At 35.1% G+C, this 24,424-nt stretch carries 15 protein-coding genes; all 15 read right to left on the bottom strand.

The genetic code is table 11. The features are described 5' to 3' along the window. Window positions 1–56 precede the first annotated feature (56 nt). The 15 genes from IWX83_RS00840 to IWX83_RS00770 all read right to left on the bottom strand — a co-directional run bounded on the left by IWX83_RS00840 (window position 57) and on the right by IWX83_RS00770 (window position 24,422). Window positions 57–2,180: a gliding motility protein RemB gene (locus IWX83_RS00840; RefSeq protein ID WP_196827074.1), complete on the bottom strand. Its 2,124-nt coding sequence runs from the start codon at window positions 2,178–2,180 to the stop codon at window positions 57–59. Between the two features lie 19 nt (window positions 2,181–2,199). Then, window positions 2,200–2,943, bottom strand: coding sequence for a deoxyribose-phosphate aldolase (gene deoC, locus IWX83_RS00835; protein WP_196826995.1), 744 nt, complete (start codon window positions 2,941–2,943; stop codon window positions 2,200–2,202). 257 nt (window positions 2,944–3,200) lie between these two features. Beyond that, on the bottom strand, window positions 3,201–3,482 hold the full coding sequence (locus IWX83_RS00830; protein WP_262487735.1) for a VanZ family protein: 282 nt from the start codon (window positions 3,480–3,482) through the stop codon (window positions 3,201–3,203). An 88-nt stretch (window positions 3,483–3,570) separates the two neighbouring features. Continuing rightward, the gene (gene gcvH, locus IWX83_RS00825) at window positions 3,571–3,951 is read right to left on the bottom strand and encodes a glycine cleavage system protein GcvH (RefSeq protein ID WP_073352146.1); all 381 of its coding nucleotides are present in this window, start codon (window positions 3,949–3,951) and stop codon (window positions 3,571–3,573) included. Between the two features lie 94 nt (window positions 3,952–4,045). Further along, a complete protein-coding gene (gene sprA / locus IWX83_RS00820; protein WP_196826993.1) occupies window positions 4,046–11,191 on the bottom strand; it encodes a cell surface protein SprA in 7,146 nt (2,381 codons plus the stop codon). Window positions 11,192–11,215: 24 nt separating this feature from the next. Then, entirely contained in the window at window positions 11,216–11,797 is a 582-nt protein-coding gene (ruvA, locus tag IWX83_RS00815; protein ID WP_073352151.1) for a Holliday junction branch migration protein RuvA, read from the bottom strand. Between the two features lie 88 nt (window positions 11,798–11,885). Beyond that, entirely contained in the window at window positions 11,886–14,174 is a 2,289-nt protein-coding gene (locus tag IWX83_RS00810; protein ID WP_196826991.1) for an NADP-dependent malic enzyme, read from the bottom strand. Between the two features lie 159 nt (window positions 14,175–14,333). Continuing rightward, window positions 14,334–14,759 (bottom strand): CBS domain-containing protein, encoded by a 426-nt coding sequence (locus tag IWX83_RS00805; RefSeq protein ID WP_084129505.1) that lies wholly within the window; start codon window positions 14,757–14,759, stop codon window positions 14,334–14,336. Window positions 14,760–14,829: 70 nt separating this feature from the next. Next, window positions 14,830–16,695 carry a trehalase family glycosidase gene (locus IWX83_RS00800; protein ID WP_196826989.1) on the bottom strand — a complete coding sequence of 622 codons (1,866 nt, stop codon included), beginning with the start codon at window positions 16,693–16,695 and terminating at the stop codon, window positions 14,830–14,832. Then, window positions 16,692–17,906, bottom strand: a complete 1,215-nt coding sequence (locus IWX83_RS00795; RefSeq protein WP_073352159.1) for a sugar MFS transporter — start codon at window positions 17,904–17,906, stop codon at window positions 16,692–16,694. Before IWX83_RS00795 ends, IWX83_RS00800 begins: the two co-directional genes overlap by 4 nt. Window positions 17,907–18,052: 146 nt before the next feature. Beyond that, complete coding sequence (locus IWX83_RS00790) at window positions 18,053–19,789, bottom strand: glycosidase (RefSeq protein ID WP_196826987.1); 1,737 nt, start codon at window positions 19,787–19,789, stop codon at window positions 18,053–18,055. Window positions 19,790–19,795: 6 nt separating this feature from the next. Beyond that, complete coding sequence (locus IWX83_RS00785; protein WP_073352245.1) at window positions 19,796–20,722, bottom strand: carbohydrate kinase family protein; 927 nt, start codon at window positions 20,720–20,722, stop codon at window positions 19,796–19,798. A 16-nt stretch (window positions 20,723–20,738) separates the two neighbouring features. Next, complete coding sequence (locus tag IWX83_RS00780; protein ID WP_196826985.1) at window positions 20,739–22,043, bottom strand: MFS transporter; 1,305 nt, start codon at window positions 22,041–22,043, stop codon at window positions 20,739–20,741. Window positions 22,044–22,176: 133 nt separating this feature from the next. Continuing rightward, window positions 22,177–23,094 (bottom strand): hypothetical protein, encoded by a 918-nt coding sequence (locus IWX83_RS00775; RefSeq protein ID WP_196826984.1) that lies wholly within the window; start codon window positions 23,092–23,094, stop codon window positions 22,177–22,179. After that, window positions 23,094–24,422, bottom strand: coding sequence for a vanadium-dependent haloperoxidase (locus IWX83_RS00770; RefSeq protein ID WP_196826982.1), 1,329 nt, complete (start codon window positions 24,420–24,422; stop codon window positions 23,094–23,096). The genes IWX83_RS00775 and IWX83_RS00770 overlap by 1 nt, the downstream gene beginning before the upstream one ends. Window positions 24,423–24,424: the final 2 nt, after the last annotated feature.

Raw genomic sequence — 24,424 nt, 5'->3', positions numbered from 1 at the left:
AAAGGGATTTGACAAAAAACAATTCATAAAAAGAGTACTAAACAATAAAATAACAATTAATAGTCAAAATACCAATTAAAGATATCCGCTCTCAACCCTACAGAGAGCCAATTCGTGCTTTCACTAAAAGCAGTCGCTGTGTTTTTAGTAGGGTCAAAACTTCTATAAATAAAACCTCCAAATAATTTTAAATTAGTTGTCGGATTTACCAAGTATCCTCCCTGAAAATCAGCAATAAAGACAGCAGTTTTATTTCCTTGCCCTACTTTTACCCCACTATCAAATGGTCTATTTTCATCGTAATCCTTGTAAATATTCCCTCCATAATTAAAACCATTTTCGATTGAATCAAAATCCAATCCTCGTGTTCCCACAGTGATTTTTGCATCAGCAAAATACCTTCCCTTATTATAGCGTGCAATAGCGATCAACTCTTTAAAATTACCTCCCCATTGATGTCCAATACTTTGATTATTATGCCCGTAATTTGTAATTGGCATGCTGTGAGAATACACGTATGGTCGAACATGATTGTACTCTAATTGCAGCAGTAAACCATCCATTTTGAAAGCATTATAATATTTGACTCCCAACTGATATCCATATTTATTTTTCCAACTATTATCTCCTTTTTTAACATCTCCTAAAGAAAACTCATCCAAAATAAACTGGCCATAAAAATTAATCTGATTGCTCCATTTGTATTTATAGGTTAACCCTAGAATAGCATTTCCGCTTCTAGCCGAAGAAGCAAATTCAACAGAACGGTAAAAAATAATTGGATTTACAAAACTCACATCAAATCCTCTGTCATTGGTATTCGTCCAAATCACTGATTCAAAGAAACCCAGATTCAATCTATTGGAGACGTTCCAACTCAAATAGTGATTTGCCATGAACTTTGTAGCATACGTTCTTTCTAATGTAACCTCTGGACGAACATCTTTGAGCCACATATATGTATTGGTATATTTTATTTTCCAAAAATTAGTATTCAATTTAAAGTAAGGATACGGACTAGCGCCATCACTTTCTAATAAAGAGCGGTATCCATCTCCAATAAAATTCCTACCATAACCCAATTGCAAATCAATATATTTGCTTGGAGCAAAAGTTAAATTGGCTTCTGCCAAAGGGAAATCATACGCATCTGTTTTGAAATCTTTTGCAATTCCCATCCCTGGAATAATAGCAGGATTTCCTCCTGCTGGCTTTATCGATTCTGCATACCGATTGTAATAATCTGCAAAACGACCCTGACTTTCAAAAACGGTCGTGGTAAAATTGAGCTTTTTGCCCAGTCCACCACGAAAATTAATTCCACGTGTGTTTACGTAAGTGTAAGAAGCTTCGCTTCCTGAAGCCTTGCCAACCTGTAGATCAAATATAGGATTCAACGTAAACCAATAGTCATCCCCTTGAATTTCTACTGTATTTTCATTCCATAATTTGCGTGCCCACCAAGTGGTAGCTTTCTTTTTTAACTTTTCCTGTACCTCTTTTAGATTATAATATTTTGATACTTCAGCATACGTATAGGGTTTTGAAGCAGTGTGGTTGTTACTACCCATCTGATTTAACGAAGCATCAAATTGCGCATAATAACTATGAGAAAAAGGCACATTTAAATGACTATCCAAATCAGGATTGTCAAATTTGGAATATACAATGCTATCCAGTTCTGTTAATTTTTTAGTGTTGTTTGGCGCAATTTTGACTTTCGCCAAAGTATCTGCAACTACTACTTCTCTACTTTTTAAAGGGATCGCAAGTGCCATGGTAAATTTAGCATACGTAGGCTTTCCGCTATAGGTTGCTGGTTGAATTTTTGGAAATTTACCAAAAACTCTTTTTGTTTCTTGAATCAATTCCTTCTCTGTGGCATCAATATAAATCACCTTAAAAGCACCATTGCTATCTACTTCAAAAAGTACTTTGACATTTCCTTGAAAATCATTTTGTTTAAGACGATCTGGAACTTCAAAATTTGTAAAAACAAAATCCTGTACCTGATTGTAAAAACAAGACTCTAAAACCTTGACTTGTAAATTCAGGCAGTCCGAAAAAATAGGAAAACGCTCAGCAGAGTTGCTGGATTGAACTGTAACGCTTGTAATTTCTTGAGCAGAAATAATAAAAGAATACATAATTAAAAATAATGCCAACCACCCTTTGTTCATGCTTATTTTGTTGTTAAATTTAATATTCATTAGTTGAATTTTGACCATTAGCTATTTTTTTTGCGCCAGAGGTCCCTATTCGTTTCACCCCCAACTGAATCATTGCAACAGCTTCCTCATACGTGCGGACACCACCAGCTGCTTTTACAGGAAGTGGCGACGCGTTTTCAAGCATCATTTTTATAGCAGGAACAGTAGCGCCGTTAGGTAAATTATTCTCTGTAGTGTAGAATCCCGTTGATGACTTCACAAAAACCTTTGAAAAAAGTTCTTGTTCAAAATTAGAAACAATTACATTCTTTATCAAACTCGATAGTTGAATAATTTCTTTTTCGCTGAGTGCGGCCACTTCAATAATCCACTTGACCACTTTATTATTGGCCAATCCCAATTGAGTACCTCTTAAAATCTCTTCTTTTACTAAATCAGTATCCCCTTTTTTGAATGCTTCGTAATTACAAACAAAGTCCAAATCATCGGCTCCATCTTGTATGGCTTGAACGGCCTCTTTTAATTTTTCTTCTATGGCTGATTTCCCCTCTGGAAAATCGATTACAGTACCTATTTCCAAAATAGAATTTGCTTCATTAATCATCTTTTTGGCCAATGAAACTCTATTTGGCTGAATCATAATAAGCTTAAAATGTTCCTCGATAGCCTCCTGAATAAATTCCTGAGCAACAAGAATATTTTCTTCTTCAGTGATCCCTGCTTGTTCTGCGGTTTTTAAATAGGTAGAATCTAAGTATTGCTTTATATTCATGGCATTTAAATTTCTTGGTTACAGCAAATTCTAAGTCACAAAAGTACATTTTATCTGCAAACAAGTTTGAATTAAATATTTTCTCTTTATTTTAATATTGCTAAACCACCGTTGAAAGGACTTTATAATCAAAAAAGAATAACGAGCTACGGAGCGTTTAAACATGACTTTTTCATCAAACCTATTCTACATATTCCGTACGAATAGGTACATAAATGAAAAATCCCACCGAAGTGGGACTCTCTTTATTCTAAACTTTATTTAAACTTAGTATTCAAATTAAATAACCAAATCAACGCTATTGACAAAGTCGCTCCCGACATATTTGCTAAAACATCAAAGACATCTGCTTGTCTGGTTTCTGTTAATAAGCCTTGCGCTACTTCAATCGCTATTCCAAAAAAAACAGAGAACAGAAAGGAAAACAGCAACGGTTTTAGGTTATTCAAATTAGACGATCTACTTTTTAAAAATAAAAAGCATAACGTTGTTAACACAAAATGAAAAAACGCATGAACAAGCTTATCTAAATTTGACACATTTCCCAAGGGAACATTATTTAATTGCACCAAACAAAAAAAGGCAATTATTCCAGACCATACTAAAGCAGCCCAAAAATAGAGCTGTTTACGCACCTATTAATTCCTTATAGGATTCACTAGAAAGTAACCCATCAACTTCTTCCATGTTTGCTATTTTAACTTTAATCATCCATCCTGCTCCATAAGGATCAGAATTTACACTTTCCGGTGTGCTTTCTAGCGCATCATTGAAAGCAATAATTTCACCTGCTACAGGAAGAAATAAATCAGAAACGGTTTTAACAGCTTCCACTGTTCCAAAAACTTCATCTTTCTCTAACGACTGATCTAAAGTTTCTACCTCAACATAAACAATATCTCCTAATTCTTTTTGTGCAAAATCAGTGATTCCTACTGTTGCGATATCGCCTTCAATACTAATCCATTCGTGATCCTTCGTGTACTTTAAATTTGCTGGTATGTTCATCTAAATTGTAATTGATAATTATTAATTGATAATTGAAATTTGCTGTTACAAATGTAACAATCTTATGTTCAAATCAGGTTTAGATTTCGAAAAATTAATTCCCAAAATTATACCGAATTGTAAATCCAGAACGAATATTGGTCAATGGAAAAGAAGTAGAGATTACCGCCTTCGAAAAAGAATGATCGTAATAAAAAATTGCTGTCAAATTTTTGCTGAAAGCATAATCTGCTTTGACTTTTATGGACCAGATGTTCTGCCCACCTGCTAATTGATTATTGTCATAATCTAAATAACGAACAATGGTTTGATTATTTCTATAAGCTATATCAGCAGCCAAATTAATATCACTTTTTATTATTCCTGTTGGAGTATCAGCTAATCTTGAAGAAAAAATGACGTCTTTAAAGCGATACCCTAATCCTACAATATATTCAACCCCTTTTACCTCTGTCAACAAATTATTATCAAAACTCATCGATAAAGCTCTGTCTTTTTTAATTTCGGTAAGTACTTTTAAAGAACTTTTTAATTCAAAATCCATTCTTAAAAGCGGACTAAATTGTTCTACCAAATTTATATTAGACATAATGGTCTGATTGAAAAAATTTCCGCTGGCATCCACTCCGTTTGGTGCATTGTCATATTCAAAGTTAGATCTAAATGCATTAATAGTATAGGAGGCTCTATAATTATGTTGCAAAGAGAAACGCTTGAAATTTTTCTTAAAAACCCCATACCGCATCAATCCATTGTATTTTATTGCCCAGTTTGGGATAGGGAAACTTCTAAAAATACCAAGAGAAACCGCAGATGCATCCCCTCCTGAATAAGCTGCTAAAAAGGCGGGCAACAATACGGCCTGATTGTTTTTTCCATAACCTAAAGGAAATCCTTCTGCATCTCTATTTATTGGATTAGTAATATCAATTCCTCGTTCTGTAGCTAAACGATTTGCAACTGTGAGACGGTTCATCCTAAAATCATCAAAAGCAGCTGAACTATTTTCATCGCTTGTAGCAAATGAGGTTTTTATCAAAACTGCTGATATAGAAAAAATACCCGTGTTATATGGAGACCTAGCGTTATAAACACCGTCCGTAACATCATATTGCTCCGAGAAATTTTCAGAAAAAGCCCTATCCAATGTCAAGTCAATTTTCAAATCGGGAAACAAATCGACATTAGCTGTTGCTTTAAACAGTTTATTCGTTACTTGAGTGAAATTTTGATTGAAGTCGGGGTAATTCGTCAGCCAACCGTTCTTAGCTGCTTCATACCTAACGTCATCCTGGCTTCCAAATATAAAGCCCAATGAAGGTCTTGAAGATCCTAAGAACCCAACACCCGGAGTATACCCAGGCAAAATTGTACCGCTATTGTATGTGTAGTTCATCTGAATATTCTTGACGCTGGTCAGAACTCCGATCAAGCCATCAACAAATGCATTGTTTTTAGGAAGTTGATTGGCATTGGCATTCACTACTTTTTCGCCTGGTTTTGGCGCAATCATTTTCGGTTTTGGTTGTGTTTTGTTTGTGTTTTTAGTCAGTCCTAAATATTTATACAACATATCCATGTTGAAGGCTGCATTTAGATTATTAGAACTTGCATTTTGAATTGTATTTCCTAAATTATAATCGGCACCATCAATATTGATCTGAGACAATGCATTGGAGGTGCGTTGCCAACTGTAATCACCCGTATAGGAGTAGTTTGCTTTAATGAAGCTGAATAATGGTATTTTGTTTATTGGTATATCATAATTCACAACTAGTTGCTGCATGTGTTGGTTTGGATCTCCTATGTCCCAATAACTATCCCAAATAGTAAAACTGTCTATGGGTTCATTATTTTCATTCAAATAGTTTTTTACAATATTACTAGAGGATGCCGTATAATTTAATTTCAATGATTTGGTTAGATTATAATTGAAACCATATTGATAATTAAATGCAAAATTTCTACGGTACAAGGGGTCAAGACCTATTCCTTCAACCTCTACTTGTCTAAATTGCTGGCGGTTGTACTGTCTATTGATATTAGTGTTAAACGAAATATTAGAAGGCAAATAATTAAAGTTAAAGTCACTCAATAACTTCCAGTAATTACTTTTTTTTAAAAACTTAGCTTTCTTGAATGGCTCTACTGGTTTAGGCTGAAAAGTGTATGCATAATCAACAGAAGAATTTGCCTGCTGGTCTACAAAATCTTCGATTTCAAAATCATGTCGTTCCACTTCGTTAAAAGACTGAGAGAAGGTGAAATTTTCAGGATCGTAAACATGTTGTTTTTGTTCTGGTTGGCGTTCTTTTCTGACACCAATAAAATTGATGCTTTTTCGCTTAGTGTAATCAACCGCTCTGCTAGTTATATTGTCTTTCTTATTTTGATCCGTTGTATTATCTAACAATTGTTTTAATTTGATGTCTTGATTAAAAGGGTCGTACTCTGGCGTGATCGTTTCTTCACCAATAGCATAATTAAAAGGCAGATTGACACCCCATTTTTGAGGTAATAATTTTCCAAGGTTTACATTAGTCACTATCGTATATTGCTCCGTATCTTCCCGACTTCTCTCATTAGGACCTTGTTCCAATGATCCAAAACCAATTGTGCTTTTTCTACCTGATGCGGAGACCGTTGCAAAATCAGCTAAATTTGTGTCTACATTCAATACTGCAGCCATTCCGCCTTGGTTGTCCATATCCGCTAAGCGAAGTTCATTAAACCAAACTTCTCCTTTTATATCATTGCGTAGATCACTGTTTTTCACCCCTACCATAAGTGTACGAACCAGTCCAAAATTTGGATTTCCTTTTATCCCTAACTTCAAGGTATTGGTTCCGTCCCCTTCTGGTTTAGAAGGATCCGCATCTGGATAATAAATTCCATCTAGTGGCAATGTATTTGGATCCACACTCATTGCTAAAATTTTTAATTTTGTCAACAAAGCCAATGACAAATCCATTTCATTTTCTTCTGGCCAAACTACTTCGGCGCTCAAAGGACTACAATCAGAATTGGACGCAGAGGAGGGAACAGTTACTTTTAAAGGAATCTCAATCTGGTAGAAATTTTGTGTAAAATCATTTCCAAAACGAATAAAACCAACCATCTGATTGTCTTGAAGAGGAATTTCACCTGGCAACGATTCAGCGTGCAAAAACATTTTCAATTTCTTAAATTGACGCATATCGATACTTACATTTTTAAAAACGGCTCTGGAATCTTCCGGCTCTAATCCGTTTCCTGAAACTCTCAATGCTAATGACTGCTCATTTTGGTTAATTACGGTATTATTATTAAACAATTGCTCTCTTTGTACTCCAGGAGGCGTAATGTAATTCACCGGACATCTTTGATTATTTTCCTGAACGTTGACCGCCAAAACATCTAAATTAGTGTTGTCATCAGCACTGTTTGTGTCATTAAAATCAAGCGTATTGGTATATCGTCTCCACTCGCCACGAACTAAATCTAAGGCTCCAAAACGAACTGTAACTTCTTCACTAAAACCCGTCATAAACATCCTCATGAAACGAATGGATCTAAAATCAGAAATATTCCCTATCGTGTTTTCAGGCTGAGCAACCGGAATTTTAAATTGCAACCATCGGGCTTCGGTCGTGGAGCCATCCGGCAAAGACACTTGTGTGTTTCTGACATCAGTAATATAATTTTGACCCACGTTCATTCCGGGTTGCACATCAATACTATATTCATAATAAGCATTGATTGTATTCATGGTATTGTCTCGGTTGATATCTTCCACGTCAGGAATGGTTGATGATCCTCTATTGGGGTCATTGATATCTACTGCCGAGTTTCCGTCAGTACCATTGTACATTTTGTATCGGTCTATAATTCCTCCATCTGCATTCAGATAAAAAGTATAATCATCAGCAGCTGGATCCAGTTCCGAGGCAAAATTAGTATACACGGCTCCTTCATTGGCATTAGCCAAACCATCCAAACCTATGTCTTGATTTCTCCTGTTATCGACATTGGTATCAAAGGCATAAATCAAGGACTGAGAAGCAGGAACATCTCCCCATAAAGGTCTTGGATTGACCAATATCTGATCTGGACCCAGTCCATTTTCATACTGCTTTCTTCCATCTTTTAGAACATCTTCCGAAATTTCTCCTAAATTGAAGTATATTTTTCCAGTATTTGAAACTGGAGCCTGACCATTTCCTACGTACGGATCTAGCACCCAAAACTGAATGTACTCTACGTTTCCTTGTTCAAAATTTGTTGAATTTAAAGAACGCATAATCCCTCCAAAATTTTCAGCTGGATTTGCATTTACATTTGAATTGTTGTTATAAGGCCCTCTTTCAGATGGATAATAACTCAAATCCAAGGTATTTACTACTTGCGTCTGCCCTTGCGCAATATCAGTCAGAGGATACAATTCTCTGCTAAAAATCCTTCTGGTTTTATTGAAAGACAAGTCTTCATTTGAGATTCCAACGGGCTTCTGAGTATAAAAAACGGGATCAATTGAGTACCACGCTAATTTAGCTCTTTTGAATCCATAGCTCAAATCATTGGCACTTGCATTAAAATCATAACTACTTGTTGTGTTTCGGTCTGGTGTTGATGCTAAACTCCATGAATAAGGGGAACGCATGTCAATTGTAGACTGAGATCCTTCAAAATCATCTACATAAATGGTCGATTCACCCTGAAACTGATCTGCTTTTGGCGAGTCTGGTTTCAAAAAAGCTATTTCGCCTCTTACCGATAGATTGGAAGGTACATCCGTATCAATATTTGGCAATTTATTTACTAAACGGGTCAAGAAAGGAACTTCTGTTGAGAAATTAGTATTGAAACCAAAAATCGTGTTGTTTACGGATTCCTGTCCGAAACTAGATTTTTGTGTAAACGGTCTTTCAGACATTTTCAAGAAGGTTCCTCCTACCACAAAGTTGTCCGAAATTTTATGTTCAATATTTAAACCCATAAACCTTCTGGTTTGCTGACCAAAAACAGAGTTGTTTTCCAAGGAGACTTCGATGGGTGTATTTGATGCTTGCAAGGACGGATCCAAAATTTGAACACGACCTAACTGATAATTCACACTATAGTCAATACCCTCTACTAAAAGTCTTCCTGCTGCGGTAACTACCACTGAACCTTGAGGAACATTGAACGCACCAATTGGTATACCATCGCCACCACTCGATTTGTATTTTCCTCGTAATAAGAATTTATTTTTTTCACTATCCTGCAATGCTCCTGCCTGTGTATTTCGATACATGCTGCGAAACACATATTTCTTTTGATTTTCATTGTAAGAGCTGACATTGTTATAATTTTCTGAGGAACCAGTATTCGACAACTTAGAAAATAGTAGTTCTCCAAAAGGCTCTTTGGTTGTAAATAGAATCCTTCCGTTTTGCGCATCGATTGTTAAACCTGGCATAAAATCAAAAAAACCGTCCCCTCCAGTTTGAGGATCGTTATTGTAATTTAACTTATCTAAATTGAATACCTTCAACAAAGGGGTCTCAGCAACTTCGTTATCTCTTGAAGGATTCGCTGGGAAAGGACTTCCTGGAACCTCTGTAATATAATTTAGAGGAGAAGGGTCTGTATAAAGAATATTAAATCTAAAATCTTGTTGTTTCAGTTGGTACCCCCCTTGAATCTGATAGATATTTTTCATCATCAAATTCCAAATTGGATTTTTAACATTAGTCAAATTGCTTTTCAACATTTTCAAAACCAAACTCTGCGAAATGATAGCCTGATTGGAAGGACTATTTCCTGTCACAACCGTTGCGTCTACTCCATCGTTTCCAAATTCTCCCACTTGGTATACTTTATCTCCAATGGTGTATTGATAAGCAACCGCTAAAACCTCATCATTAGCCAATCGCTGTTGCAATGAAATAAATCCTAGTTGTGGATTGAAGCTGTATTCGTTTGGATTCAGTTTTCTTGCGTTTTCTAATTTCGAATAATCCTGACCTTCACTTACCGTTACATTAAAACCAGAATTCGCAGTTACAATTTCACGAATATTAGGATTCAACAAACCTGTTCCAGCGTTTATTTGTGCTGGATTGTAATCATTATTTGAATTGTCAGTAGGAGAATCTATAGGATTGTTGAAAATCCCAGTAGAAGGATCTAAAACGACCACTTCATTATCAGGCAGTCCGGATAATTGCCCTTCTCCTAAATCTTGAAGTGCAATGATGTTTCTCAGATTATTATTGTTTGCCAATACCCGATTTTGCTTGTTAGTTACCCAAATTTCAATTCTAGAGATTTGTACTCTACTATCAATGAATGGATAATTTGCCAGCGATTTATCATATCGATTTCTAAAATATTGGGACAAGAAAAAGTGTCGGTCACTATCATAGTCCAAAGCAAACATTTCAAAATCCTCTATCGTGCCTCCTCCTTGCGCTATTAAACTTTTTGTTTGTGATTTTTGCTCTGAAAAAACACCTGTTATTGTGGTTTTTCCAAATTGCAGTTGGGTTTTTACTCCAAATAAACTTTGTGCTCCCCGAATTAAAGAACTGTTCAAAGGCATGCTTACATTCCCCACTTCTATTTTTTGAATGATATCATCCTCTGTAGGAGCATAATCTAATTTGATTAAATTTTGAAAAGCAAATGTAGACTGTGTATCGTAGTTCGCATTTACATTGAGTCGCGTTCCTACTTTTCCCATTAAACTCATGCTGATTCTCTGCTCAAAATCAAAGGAAAGATTGGATCGATTTCTAGGAGAAAAGGATGGATTATCCTGTTTTGTAAACCGCATTCCCAAATCCATTTCGACAGATCCCGTGGGTTTTACATCAATCGTATTGCTTCCAAAAATAGATTCAAAAAGGCCTGACTTCACATAATATCTAGGCAACAAATCTCTCTTAGCGAGTTCGCTTCCTTCTTTCTTGCCATCAATCGCATCCACTTTTTTCTTAAAATAATCACGCATGGATTCTTTTAAGACTAAATTTTCGTATTCTTTTGGCGTTAAAATAATAGGATAATTAATGGAAAATCCATCGACGGAATTGGTATAAACATAACGATCCGTAACCGGGTCATACGTGTAAGCAGATAAAATGCTTTGTGGGTTCTTTAGTTGCAGTTTCCCCAAAGAAAAGCCAGTTTTTACAGTGTCCTGAGCCACCTGCTCTACTTGGGCCTGAGACACAAAACCACAAAATAAAACAAGCAAAAAAATAAAAATTTTATGCATACAACGCGGGGTCTTAAATACCGTTTAAAGGTTTTTTAAAGCTTTTTTAATGATTGATTCTACAGAAGCATCCGGATCTTCTTTAACAATCTTTTCTATAATTTTTTCTGAAGTTTTTCGTACAAATCCTAAAACTTCCAAAGCTGATAACGCTTCATCTCGATTTGTATTGCTTTGCGACATAGAAACTTCGTCTAAATCATATAATTTTAAGACTTTTTCTTTTAAATCTAAGATTACGCGTTGGGCAGTTTTACTCCCTATCCCTTTAATTGACTGAATGGTAACTACGTCAGCAGATGCTATAGCATTAGTGATTTGTTTTGGGTCAAGTGAAGAAAGCATAGTTCGCGCGATGCTTGCTCCTATTCCGGAAACGGATAGTAAAAGTCTGAAGATCTCTCGTTCTGACTTTTCTATGAAACCAAAAAGTGTATGCGCATCTTCCTTAATTTGAAGATGCGTATATACTTTTATAAAATCGGTATTGGGTAATAAAGAATACGTATGTAGGGAAATATTAACATGGTAGCCTACGCCGCCACAATCTATGATTATATGCGTTGGTGATTTCTCAGCTAATTTTCCTTGTAAATGTGCGATCATGATTAATAAAATATTGCCAAATATAATGAAATTAACATACTTTTATGTTTTACTGACAACTTTAACTATTTACTTTGATCCCATTTAATTAAATCTGCTTGGTTTTCTTTGCCTGTTTTTCCTGAGCATCGATTACTGCAATAGCGGCCATGTTTACCATTTCCTCTACGCTAGCACCTAGTTGAAATATATGAACTGGTTTTCCTAGTCCTAACATGATAGGCCCAATAGAATCAATCTTATTTAATTCTTTCAGAAGTTTGTACGTGATGTTTGCAGAGTCTAGATTTGGAAAAATTAACGTATTTACTTTTTTACCTGCTAATTTAGAAAAAGGAAATTTCGCTTTTAGTAATTCTGGATTTAAGGCAAAATCTGCTTGAATCTCCCCGTCAATTATAATATCAGGATGATTTTTATGTAAATAAGAAACTGCTTCTCTTACTTTGGCTGCATTTTCGTTTGTAGAGGATCCAAAATTAGAAAATGAAATCATTGCAATAACTGGCTCTACCCCAAACATTTTAGCCGTTTTAGCGGTCATGATTGCTATTTTAGCTAAATCATCAGCAGATGGATTGATGTTTATCGCCGTATCGGACAAAAACATTGGCCCACGAGCCGTCATCATCATATTAGTAGTAGCAACAATAGAAGCTCCCGGTGCTTTTTCGATTAATTGCAACATAGGTTTAACCACTGAAGGATAACTTCTGGAATGTCCTGTTACCAGTGCATCAGCTTCGCCTTCATTAACCATCATTGCGGCAAAATAATTGCGTTCCCGCATTAATTTTTGTGCATCTAAAAAGGAAATGCCACGTCTTTGTCTAGAAGACCAATACGTTGTAGCAAATTTATTTCTTCTATCTTTTTCCTCATCAATTTTAGGATCTATAATTTGAACATCCGCATCAAAACCAATTTCTGCTTTTAATTCTAAGATAATTTCCTTATTACCTAATAAAATTGGAAAACCAATTCCTTCTTCCAATACGATTTGAGCAGCTTTTAGCACATCTAAATGGTCTGCTTCAGCAAAAACGATTTTTTTAGGATCCATTTTAGCTCTGTTTGTAATCAAACGGAGCATTTTGTTGTCATTTCCTAAACGATCTAAAAGTTCTTCTTCGTATTTATTCCAATCCGTGATAGGATTCAATGCTACACCAGAATCCATTGCTGCTTTGGCAACAGCCGGAGCAACAATCGTGATTAATCTTGGATCAAAAGGTTTAGGAATAATATATTCTCTACCAAAATTTAATTTGGTAGCGCCATAAGCAATATTAACTTGTTCAGGAACGGATTGCTTTGTCAATGCCGCTAATGCTTTTACAGCTGCCATCTTCATCTCCTCGTTTATTTTAGTAGCTCGAACATCCAGTGCGCCTCTAAAAATGTACGGAAACCCAAGCACGTTGTTCACCTGATTAGGATAATCGGAACGACCGGTAGCCATAATTACGTCTTTCCGAGTTGCAACAGCTAAGTTGTAGTCGATTTCTGGATCTGGATTTGCCATTGCAAAAACAATTGGATTATCAGCCATTCCCAACAACATTTCCGGCGACATGATATCTCCCGTCGACAATCCTAAGAACACATCGGCATTGACTAATGCTTCTTGTAAGCTCACGGAAGGAATATCTTTAGCATATTTTAATTGCAATTCAGATAGTTTTGGATTGTCTTTAGTTAGCAATCCCTTGCTATTGAACATAAAAATATTTTCAATTTTCACACCTAGCAAAACATACAAATTAGCACAAGCAAGTGCAGCGGAACCAGCTCCTGAAACCACTAATTTTACGTCTTCTGCTTTTTTATCTGCTAATTCTAATGCATTCAACAATGCCGCAGATGAGATGATAGCCGTACCATGCTGATCATCATGCATCACAGGAATATTCAATTCTTCCACCAACCTTCTTTCGATTTCGAAAGATTCCGGTGCTTTAATATCTTCAAGATTAATTCCACCAAAAGTTGGTGCTATATTTTTAACCGTTTGAATGAATTCTTCAATGTCTTTTGTTCCAATTTCGATATCGAAAACATCAATATCAGCAAAGATCTTAAACAACAATCCCTTTCCTTCCATTACTGGTTTAGAGGCTTCCGGTCCAATATCCCCTAACCCTAAAACGGCGGTTCCATTTGTGATTACTGCGACTAAATTTCCTTTAGCGGTATATTTATAAACATTGTTTACATCTTTTGCGATTTCTAAACACGGCTCAGCCACACCAGGAGAATAGGCCAAAGACAAATCTCTTTGTGTTGCATATTTCTTAGTGGGAACTACTTGAATTTTACCAGGAGTTGGCTTTGCGTGGTATAATAATGCTTCTCTTCTTTTGCTATTCTTTTCCATTGTTTTTAGATTTTATTCTAGTTTACAAAGATAGAAGACTTGGTTTAAAAAGTCAGCTTTTATCCTATTCTTTTAAAAAAATTAAACCATCAATAACAACCACCAATAAAAATAGCCGCAAAAAATGCGGCTATTTTTAGTTTTTCGTTTAGCTCCTTTTTATTGGGTGATATAAGAGTTTAAATGCTGAATCGTATCTTTTTGCATCTCGATAATAGCTTTTACTACATCACTAATAGAAATAATCCCTATTACAATTTCATTTTCAAGAACAGGCAAGTGTCGTACTCTTTTTGTACTCATTAATTCCATGCAATACTCTAAATTATCCGATGGGCTCACGGTCACCACATTTGTTTCCATGATTTCATGAACAAAAGCTTTTTTTGAAGATTTTGATTTCAAAACGATTTTTCGAGCATAATCCCTTTCAGATAAAACGCCTTTCAAAACTGTACCTTCAATGATAAGAATTGCTCCAATGTTTTTTTCGCTCATCACGGTCAATGCTTCATATACAGTGTTAGTGGAAAGTATGGAATATACTTCCTTTCCTTTAGTGCTTAAAATTTGATTAACAGTCATAATTGATTCATTTAGTGAATCATAAAGTTAAAAAAAATATGCATTCAAACAACAAAAATATTTTTTAGCATTAAAATAGATCCTCTGGTGCAATCAATTCTCCTAATTTTATTTTTAATTCCGCGCTTAAAATTTGCAATCCATATTGATAGGACGCATTCATCCAACCAAAACCTTCCTTTGCGATGTAATCAAATTCTGTTCCTACATTACCATATTCGGCAAAAACCTTATGTGAACTGATTTCCAAATCGAATTTTTCTGGAATTGTTCCATTGTATTCTACAGCATTTATGGTAATTAACCACAACCATCGGTACACCATTTCTTGTGCTTTATCTAAATAGTTATACTTAAGCAACCCTTCCCATAGCAACATTTGATGTGGTGCCCATCCAAAAGGATAATCCCATTGTCGTTGCGGTTCATCCTTGGAGACATTAGCACTACTCGCCTTCGTACTTCCTGTGATTCCACCTATTTTTATAAAATGCGGCAGGGCTACTTCCACTAATTTTTTAGCTTGATTTTCAGTACACAATCCTGCCCACAAAGGAAAAAAGGTTGTAGCTGCCTCAAATGGAAATTGTTCTTGGTTTACAAAATCATAATCAAAATACATTCCTGCAGCTTCATTCCAGCACAATTCATTAATTTTTTCTTTTCTAAATGCAGCCTTTTGTTCCCATTCATTAGAAGTACACTTTACATCTCCAATTTGAAAGGTGTTCCCAAAATAGGTTGCAATTAAATAAGCAATGTCTTTTTCGTATTTATAAAGAAAACTATTTACATCAACGGAATTTAAGTTAGCACACCTATTTATAAGTCGATCCGTTGTGTCATGACCACTTTCACGCAAGCTTCGGTCATGAACAAAATACAGATCCAAATCAGCGTCAACCAATTTTCTTTCTAAATATTCTTTCTCAAATGCGCGAATCGGCATGTTATATTTTTCAGCATAAGGCGCTAAAACATCGTCAAAATGCCCAGGTTCCACTTCAAAGGGCATTCCAACGCCTTCCGCTTTATATCGGTTCAAACCCGTTTCTGTCAATCGGTTTCCTAACACCATCCAAACCGTATTGTATTCTAAAATAATGGCCTCCAAATGGCTCTTTAACCATTCTTGGTTAGGCACATTTTCTTTTACAATTTCAACAATCAGAGAAGAATACAATGGCGGTTGTGTTCTTGTCAAGTAATAACTTCGGTTTGCATTCAGAATTTTGCCGTAATGTGTGATTTGGTATTTAAAGTTCTCCGCGATAGCCATGGCTTTTTCGAGTTGGTTATCGATTAAAAGACCAATACCAATAAAATAACTATCCCAGCCATACATTTCATTGAATCTTCCGCCAGGGACTACAAATGGAACTCCTTGCAAACTATATATTTTTTGTTCTAAAGCCAAAGCTAAAATCCCTGGTTTATTGTTTAAAGTAGCCACATATTCCATGGAATAATTTACAGGTAGAATAGCTACTTTGAAATTCTGAAGTTCTTTTTCTAAATCTTGAAAATAAGAAACCCCTTGTTTGTCCGTTGCAGCAACATAAAGTGTTGGAACATCACTATTAGTTTTTTCGTCTTCAAGAATCTGAGCCAAGCCTTTCTTGTCTATCGTTCTAGTGAGCTCATTCCAATAATCATACTTGATTTTTCTTGAAATTCGATCGACAGGATTTTCTTGTATACGGGCTAAGTCCACTTCACCCATCTCCATTTTACTTTCTTTTAGCACTGCTAATTCTTGAAGTAAATTTGACAAATAGTAGGTTCCCGCAATAACCTGTTCTTGCTTTGTCTTTTCGTCAATTAACACAAATCTTTTAGGGCCTTGGTCGTCTTTGGTGATTTTTTTATCTTGATCAGTATCTTCTTGAAGTAAAAGTTCCCGAAAAGTTTTATCTATGTTCAGTGAGAATTTCATGATTTAGCGGTGAGTTTTTTTAGAATAAAGAAAGAAATAAGCAATAACGACATTGGAATTAGAGTATAATAAAAGGCGTTTTCTGGTCCTTCATTTTTAAATAAGTAACCAATAACTCTAGAACCCAAAGTACCCCCAAGTGCAGAGAAGACGACTATTAAACCCGTCATGGAACTGTGTAATTTTTTTGGCAAAGCACTTAAAACCACCGAATTTAATAGCGGATAAATAGGCGCAATAAAAAGCCCCACTAATGGAAAAGCAAATCCTATTATTGGAATATCGCCAAGCGAATTGATTTCTTTAACCTCTAAACCAACTGTTTTAGGAAGTACAAAAATTACAATCAGCATAGCTGCTACAATACAAAAACTAAGTACCCAAATCCAATTGACCCTTTTTGTAATTACTCCTGCCAAAAGTCGTCCTACAGCTAATGAAATAGCCAAAATACTCGCCATCATAATACTGATATTCTCTGGTAAATGCAACACTTTACTATTGAAAGTAGGCAACCAAGACATGATTCCCTGCTCAATCATTACAAACAAGAATGCGCTGATTACAAAAACAATCGTCAATAATTTTGCGAATAATTTGAACATTTCTTTGAAGTCATCGGCTAAATCAACACCCGGAATTTCGTTTTGATTTTCGAATTTGGTAAAAAACAAAAAACCAAATGACAATAACGAAATCCCAGCTAACAACCAATAAACATTCAACCAAGCATCAGGATTGGCATCAGAATTAAAAGCGGGAAATAAGAAATAAGCAAGCGCAATTCCAATCATAAATAAACCTTCTATGCTACTCATCAAACTATTATGTTCTTGTTGATTCTCCGTAATTGTTCCAATAAGCGAATAAACAGACACTTTTATCAACGCAAATGAGACGCCTACAGTGGCAAAAAGCACCTTGGCCATATCAAATGAATTTCCAAAATACATACTAATACATGCCACAGAAACCAAGGCCAGACCAATAAGCATGGCTTTTTTATACCCAAGCCTTGGCAAAAACGAAGCAATTAAAAAGGACACTATAGCGATAGGTAAATCCTTGTAAGCTTCTAGAACGCTTGCCTGCAATTCATCAACGCCATAATTTTTTTGTGCCTTTAATATCACAATTCCCACGCTGTTCAGTAGAATTGCAAATACAAAGTAATTGAGATACATGGCAATTTTAACCGTACTTTTTTTCATCTTTTACCTTATGTTTGAGGTGAACTATAATTTAGTACTAAATTATAGTTCAGTAATTAAATATTCTTAAATGTGATTTGATTTCTGCAATCTAGATTCATTTTAATATTTTAACAGGTCTGCTTTTTTAAATTCCAATACAAAATTTAAAAACTCATATTGTTTGTGATTCCGTTTTCTATGTGGTTAATCGTAAAACTATTTGTTAAAAGGTTCACTTTTAAATGCGCAAGCGCGTCACCGTTCACCCATTTTATATCTATACCAGTTGCATCAGTATCGTTAATTTCTACTTGACCTGAAAAAGCAGCAGATGTATTACGTAAACGAATAATTTGCAACTGTTTCTGAACAACGTCAGTTTTCAAACCTTGCTCAATATCCTGCATTGACAATGCAGTACGATTGATTTCTTTATGTCCTGCACTACCGCCATTATCTGCCGCTTCGTAATTATTTTTTCCCGCAAAAATATCCAAGTACCATACTTGTGGTATTCCTGGAACAAACATTTGGATAACTCTTGCTAAAAGCAACTTTTGCTCGTCTTCTCCCAAAGCACTAAAAAAAGTAGCATTGATTTGATAATAAGAAATTTTCTTTCCTGAAGGATCGTATAAGTTTTTTACACGTCCACCCCGTTCCATTATTGTAGTCATTATCCCTTCAATCTCGGCATCCTCTAACAATCCTTTATTATAAAACCCATTTACCTCTTTGCCTTTCAAGTCTAAAACAGGAATTCCATCATGGCAACCTAACATGTTTACTGTTTTATATCCTTTAGCAATAATTTCTTTGGCCCAGCTTAACAAAGCACTACTAGTTTTGTTTTCGATAGTATGTATCGTTAAACCTGGCAAGAAAAAGTCGTAAATATGGTATCCTTCAGTAGCAACCTCATCATGTAAATGCAAACCATACTCTGCATGAATTTCTGGCAGAAGCATCAAATTATTTTTTTGTGCGATTTGATTAATACGTTCTAGATATTCCCAAGTTCCCGGTTTGTTAAAAAAATTGGACTCCCCAACTTGTTTGTGCAAATAGGCGAAAGCATCTAAACGGAGAATAGTACATCCGTAACCCTTAACCTTTTTCAGGGTCTCGTCATAGAAATCCCAAACCAAAGATGATTTCCCATTGACATCCATTTGCCCTAAATAGGAACGCTTTTGTTCTACAATTTGTAAAATATCGATTTTTAATGGCGTACAATCTTTAAAATCAATCATTGAAAAATCTTGATTATTTGCTATGGCCTGATTAATGACAGGAACAATATATAAACATTGCGCTTCCGTTAATCCTTTTATGTTTTCCAACTCATCTATTGTGATTGAATTGTAGGTGATTTGTTGATAAAAAGTATTCCAATAGGGTTGTTCTGAACCATCTGGAAAACGCACTTTTAGGATTGGCAACCCCGACTTTCTCATAAACAACTTGTTGAGAAACTCCGGTTGTGGAATAATTATTCCATCTTCATTTTTAACACCATTCCCCTCCCAAAACTCATTCCAATTGATGAAAAAATCTTTATACTTAGATTTATTTCCATGTTGCAATAGGTCTTTGAACTGAGGAGATGCAACAGAAAGATGGTTTAAAACAATGTCAAATTTCAATTTAATTTGAAGTTCTTCTAAATCTTTTAAGTCCTTAGAATCTACTAAATCTGTATTAATATCATAATCAATAATAGAAAAACCTCTATCTAAGTCACTATTGAAAAAGGTAGGCAAGACATATAACAAAGAAAAAACATCTTTGAATTCGGTCATTTTGAGCATTTCAATCGTATCACTTAATTTTTCACCAATACTATCTGGATACACATTAAGCATTACGCCGTTGCTAATTTTTGTACTATTTTGTTGCATGATATTTTATAAAAGTTTTGAAAGGATATTGATATTATCCGGTAATCGACCCACATTTTGCAATTTTAAAGCGGCTAATTTTAAAGCAATATCTAAACATTCTTGGATTGATTTTTCCTTGATATAAGCAAATAAAAATCCGGACCAAAATGCATCACCAGCGCCTGTAGTATCCATAACCTTATCAATCTTTATCGCTGGCATTTCAATTACTTTTTCTCCTTTTTGAGATAATTTCACCCCTTTGCTACCTAAAGTCAAACAAACAATGTCCACACCTTGATCATGAAAAAACTGAAAAATTTCATCATGAGGTAGCTCTTTCTCAAAAAGGCGTAGCATATCGTCCTCACTAATTTTTATCAATGGATTGAATTGGCAATAGGTTTTAATTACTTTAAACGCTTTCTTTTGACTTTTCCATAGTTTTCTTGCGTAGTTCACATCGATACTCAGCTTACAACCTAGGTTATATGCTTCTTGCGCCTTTTTTAAGATCGTTTTTTGCGCAGGATTTTTACTCAATGCAAAACAGGTAGTATGAAATATGGTTGTATTTGCTAGTGTTTCGCTTGAAATTTGCTCTTCATAAATACAACAATCTGCAGAGCGATACGGTATAAAATCTGGAGTACCATCTGACCTCGAAACAAAAATCACGCTTGTAGATTTGTCTTCCAAAATGTTCAAATGATCCGTATTCACTCCAACATCACCAAGTCGCTCCGCAATATATGTCCCAAAACCATCCTTCCCAACCGTTGCAACCATGATAGTATTTAAACCCAATCGGGTGGAATTCATAGCAACGTTAGTAGGGGAACCGCCTAAATACCTATGATAATCTCTTGTTTCATTTATCAATACTCCTTCTTGATGCCCGATGAAATCAACAAGAACTTCACCTACACAAAGAATGTCTATTTTATCCATCTTGTTGTTTATTGAACTATTCACTTACTTTTATCTTTTTTATTTTTATCAATAGTGTGCATAGTGCTGCAATCGCTAATAATACACCCGCAAAACTTATTGCTTGACGTGGATCATTGTCTAGAAAATTCCTTAGTATATAACCAAATGATAGGTTTTGAATAATCATAGGAATCACAATCATCATATTAATAATACCCATATACACGCCATATCTTTCTTTTGAAATAACAGCAACAACCATCAAATACGGAATTCCCATCATACTTGCCCATGCAATTCCATAACCAATAACCACTGCAAAAAACACATACTGATTTTGCACCATTGGAAACCATAAAAAAGAAACGGCTCCAAATAACAGACACACAAAATGAATCATTTTAGCACCATGCTTTTTGGCTAATTTTGCCAAATAAAAAGCAATTGAAAAGGTAACTATAAAACCAAATGCACCGATTAACCCGTTCCATTCTACCGCTTTTTCATAGCCTGCAGGGTTCTTTGGGGTTACATCCCAAACGGATAATGCAATACTTTTTGAATTATTTTGCCAATAACACATCATCGCATACCATTGAAACAAGTACACCAAGAAAAGCTGCCACATTACTTTTGGCATTTCCAAAACTGCTTTGTAGATATCAATAAAAGGAGAAAAAACATTTAAAGGCTCCGCTTTCAAAACAGCCAATTCTTCCACAGTAGGCGGAATTTCCTTGGTTTTACTCATGCTCCACCAAATAGAAGTAACAGAGAGTACAGCACCTAGAAAAAAGGAAGCGTATATCCAAGTGGGCAAAGAACCTGTGTATCCAACAAAGACAATTGGAAACAGAAAAAGAGAGATATACGCTAAAAACTGCCCAAAACCAGTAAAGAAACTTTGTGCTTGAAAGCCCATTGGTTGTTGTTCTTCATCTAGTGTATCTGCAATAAAAGCGCGATAAGGCTCCATCGCAGTATTGTTACCCACATCTAGAATCCAAAGTAAACCAGCTGCCATCCACAGTGAACTGCTGAATGGAAATAAAAATAAAGCGATACTACAAATTATGGCTCCAATAAAAAAGTACGGTTTGCGCCTTCCCCATCTTGGATGCCATGTTTTATCACTCATTGCACCTATGATGGGCTGAATCAGCAATCCCGTTAACGGTCCCGCAAGATTCAGAATCGGAATTTGGTCCGGACTGGCGTGCAAAAAATCATAAATGGGATTTACAGCACTTTGTTGCAAGCCAAAACTATATTGTATTCCAAAAAAACCAACATTCATATTGATTATCTGCCAGAAGCTTAATTTTACCTTTAAATTCATTCTAGATGGTTAATTTGTTAATTTTTTCTAAATTTAATTTTAATATTGCCAATTAAAAACAGAATAAAAACAAAAACGTTTTCGGAAGACCCGAAAACGTTTTCGATAATTTAAATCAATTAAAAAAACCTTTCTATTTTGATGCAAAAGGGACAATTATTCGGGTCTCCCATTCCAATTCATTTCCTCCATTAAAAGGATTTGATAAGAAATTTTCCAACACTTTATTTTCCAATGCAATATTGTGCTTTTTTGCATAATCCAGTAGCGCAAACCAAGCTCTGTCTGAGGTTCTGAAATTTCCAAAATAAGTCGCTTTCAATCCTTTGACTGCTGCTAAAGTTTTGAACTTTACTAATTCATTCTCAATGATTTTTGTGTTTTTATCAATTGGAAAACAATAATTAAAATCGATTGTTTCTTGATCTAAATCCCAATTTGTAATTTCAACATAAGGTCTTCCAATAATTTTTATTTTATTTTCAAACAAAAAACCGGTAATCATTGCATCGTTTCGAATCATTGTTTGTCCTTTTTCTTGCAAAACACTTTTTAAATTAATGTAGGCTACAAATGTTTCTTCCGAAGTTCCTTCTCCATCAATTCTTACTTTAAAATTTTTCAAATGTTCGCTCAAACCTTTCTTAAAATCAATTACTTTTTTGATTTGTTCTTGCTTGAAATCTGTATTAAAAAATGGCGCTGTTAGTTTATTGTACCAACTATGATTTCTATCTTTTATCCCAACATTCACTTTAGTCACCGAATCGTTTATAGCGGTAATATCCCACGTATATTCCATTTGGACCGCTCCTTTTTTTATTTCTTGTTTAATAAAATCAAAGTTTCGTTTTTCTACAATCGTATACTTTTCTTTTTCTTTTTCCAATTGAAGAACAGACCATTCCTGAATTCCTTGAAAAACGGTTCCAGTAGCTGCATTTACTTTAAACGAAATGCAATAATCAGTCTTCTTTACAAATAAATACCAAATTAAAAACAAGGATAAAAACGCACTACAAACTATTATAATTTTTTTTCTGACTGTCATTATTCTTTAATCATCTTTAATTTTTCGACAATAAAATTTCCTATGGTTTTACCATGATCAATTCCGTTTACAATGGCGGCTCTGTAATGAATTCCTCCATACAAGCGACTCATAGCCGCTTCCTGAGCGGCGGCGTTAAAGGATCCGAAATTTCTTTTTGGCAACCCAAACTGTAATTCAGTGTCATCTATATACGAAAAATTATCTCCAAAAACTGAGGTTAAAACTATTGCTGAACATGTTGAAACCACAGAATGACCGCTAGTATATTCTGGAAAAGGAGGCGTTTGCAATAAGGGTTTCCAATTTTCATCAATATTTTGATTGATTACTGTTTCCGGACGCACTACATTACTTTTGAATTTTTGATCCCAACAACTGATAAAACCTTCAAAAATACCAATCGAGGTTTTCGTGTAGGCAAAAACTGTTTTAGCAAAGTCAGCATTTGATTTTTTTGATGCAATTTTTACAATTCCTATCCAATGAGCTCCTGGTGTAATTTTCTTTTTGGCAAACATCATGTGTCCTTGGGAGACCGAAACGTAAGGATTACAATCCCAGAATTGAGCAATTTTAATTTCTTCTGAATTATCTCCTTTTTTAACCATCTCTTTGCTAATATCATAGACTTCTTGAACTTCCTTAAAAAATGGAGATTTTTTATCTAACGAAAATGCAAAAGCAGGAATTGGTTTGAATTGAGCGGCAGAGTCGAGAACCAAAGTCCTTATTTCTCCCCAATGTGGCTCCACGGCATCCATGTATGCTGGCGGTGTAGGTTGCCATCTTCCTGGTTGATTGGCATAAACCGAAAATTTAGACATGGTTCTAGTTTCTTTATAATTGTCTTTTGCCATCCATTTCTTGATGCGCTCAGCAACTTTTAGTCCGTATTCTTTAGAAACTATAAACTCTTCTTCATTTTCGTCAGTCCATTTCTGATATAAACTATCTCTGAATTTGTCTACTATTTCCTCTGAGAAAACTAATTGCTTACTTAATTCCATGTGTGCTACAAGAGCTGCCAAAGGCTGATTCACGCCGCTTTTCAAATCTAACTTTGGTATAGAATCCAGTCCGTTCAATTGATTTTGAAGACTGATATACGTCTTACTGTTTTGAGCCATGATTTCATAAGCCGCAATGTTTGGATACACAAAAATCCTACTGGCAACAGGTGGCGAAAAAATATCATGAATCATGATTTGAGTAACATTATCTATTGCAGCATGATATTCATCGGTAGTAACGACAATCGATTTATCCTTTTTACAAGAAATAAAAAGAAGACTAATTATGGCAATACTAAAAATTTTTGCTTTCATTT

Source organism: Flavobacterium sp. CG_9.1, from assembly GCF_015751645.1.
Classification (GTDB): domain Bacteria; phylum Bacteroidota; class Bacteroidia; order Flavobacteriales; family Flavobacteriaceae; genus Flavobacterium; species Flavobacterium xanthum.
Note: the sequence above shows the minus strand (reverse complement) of the source record. Positions and strands in the feature narration are given on the sequence as shown.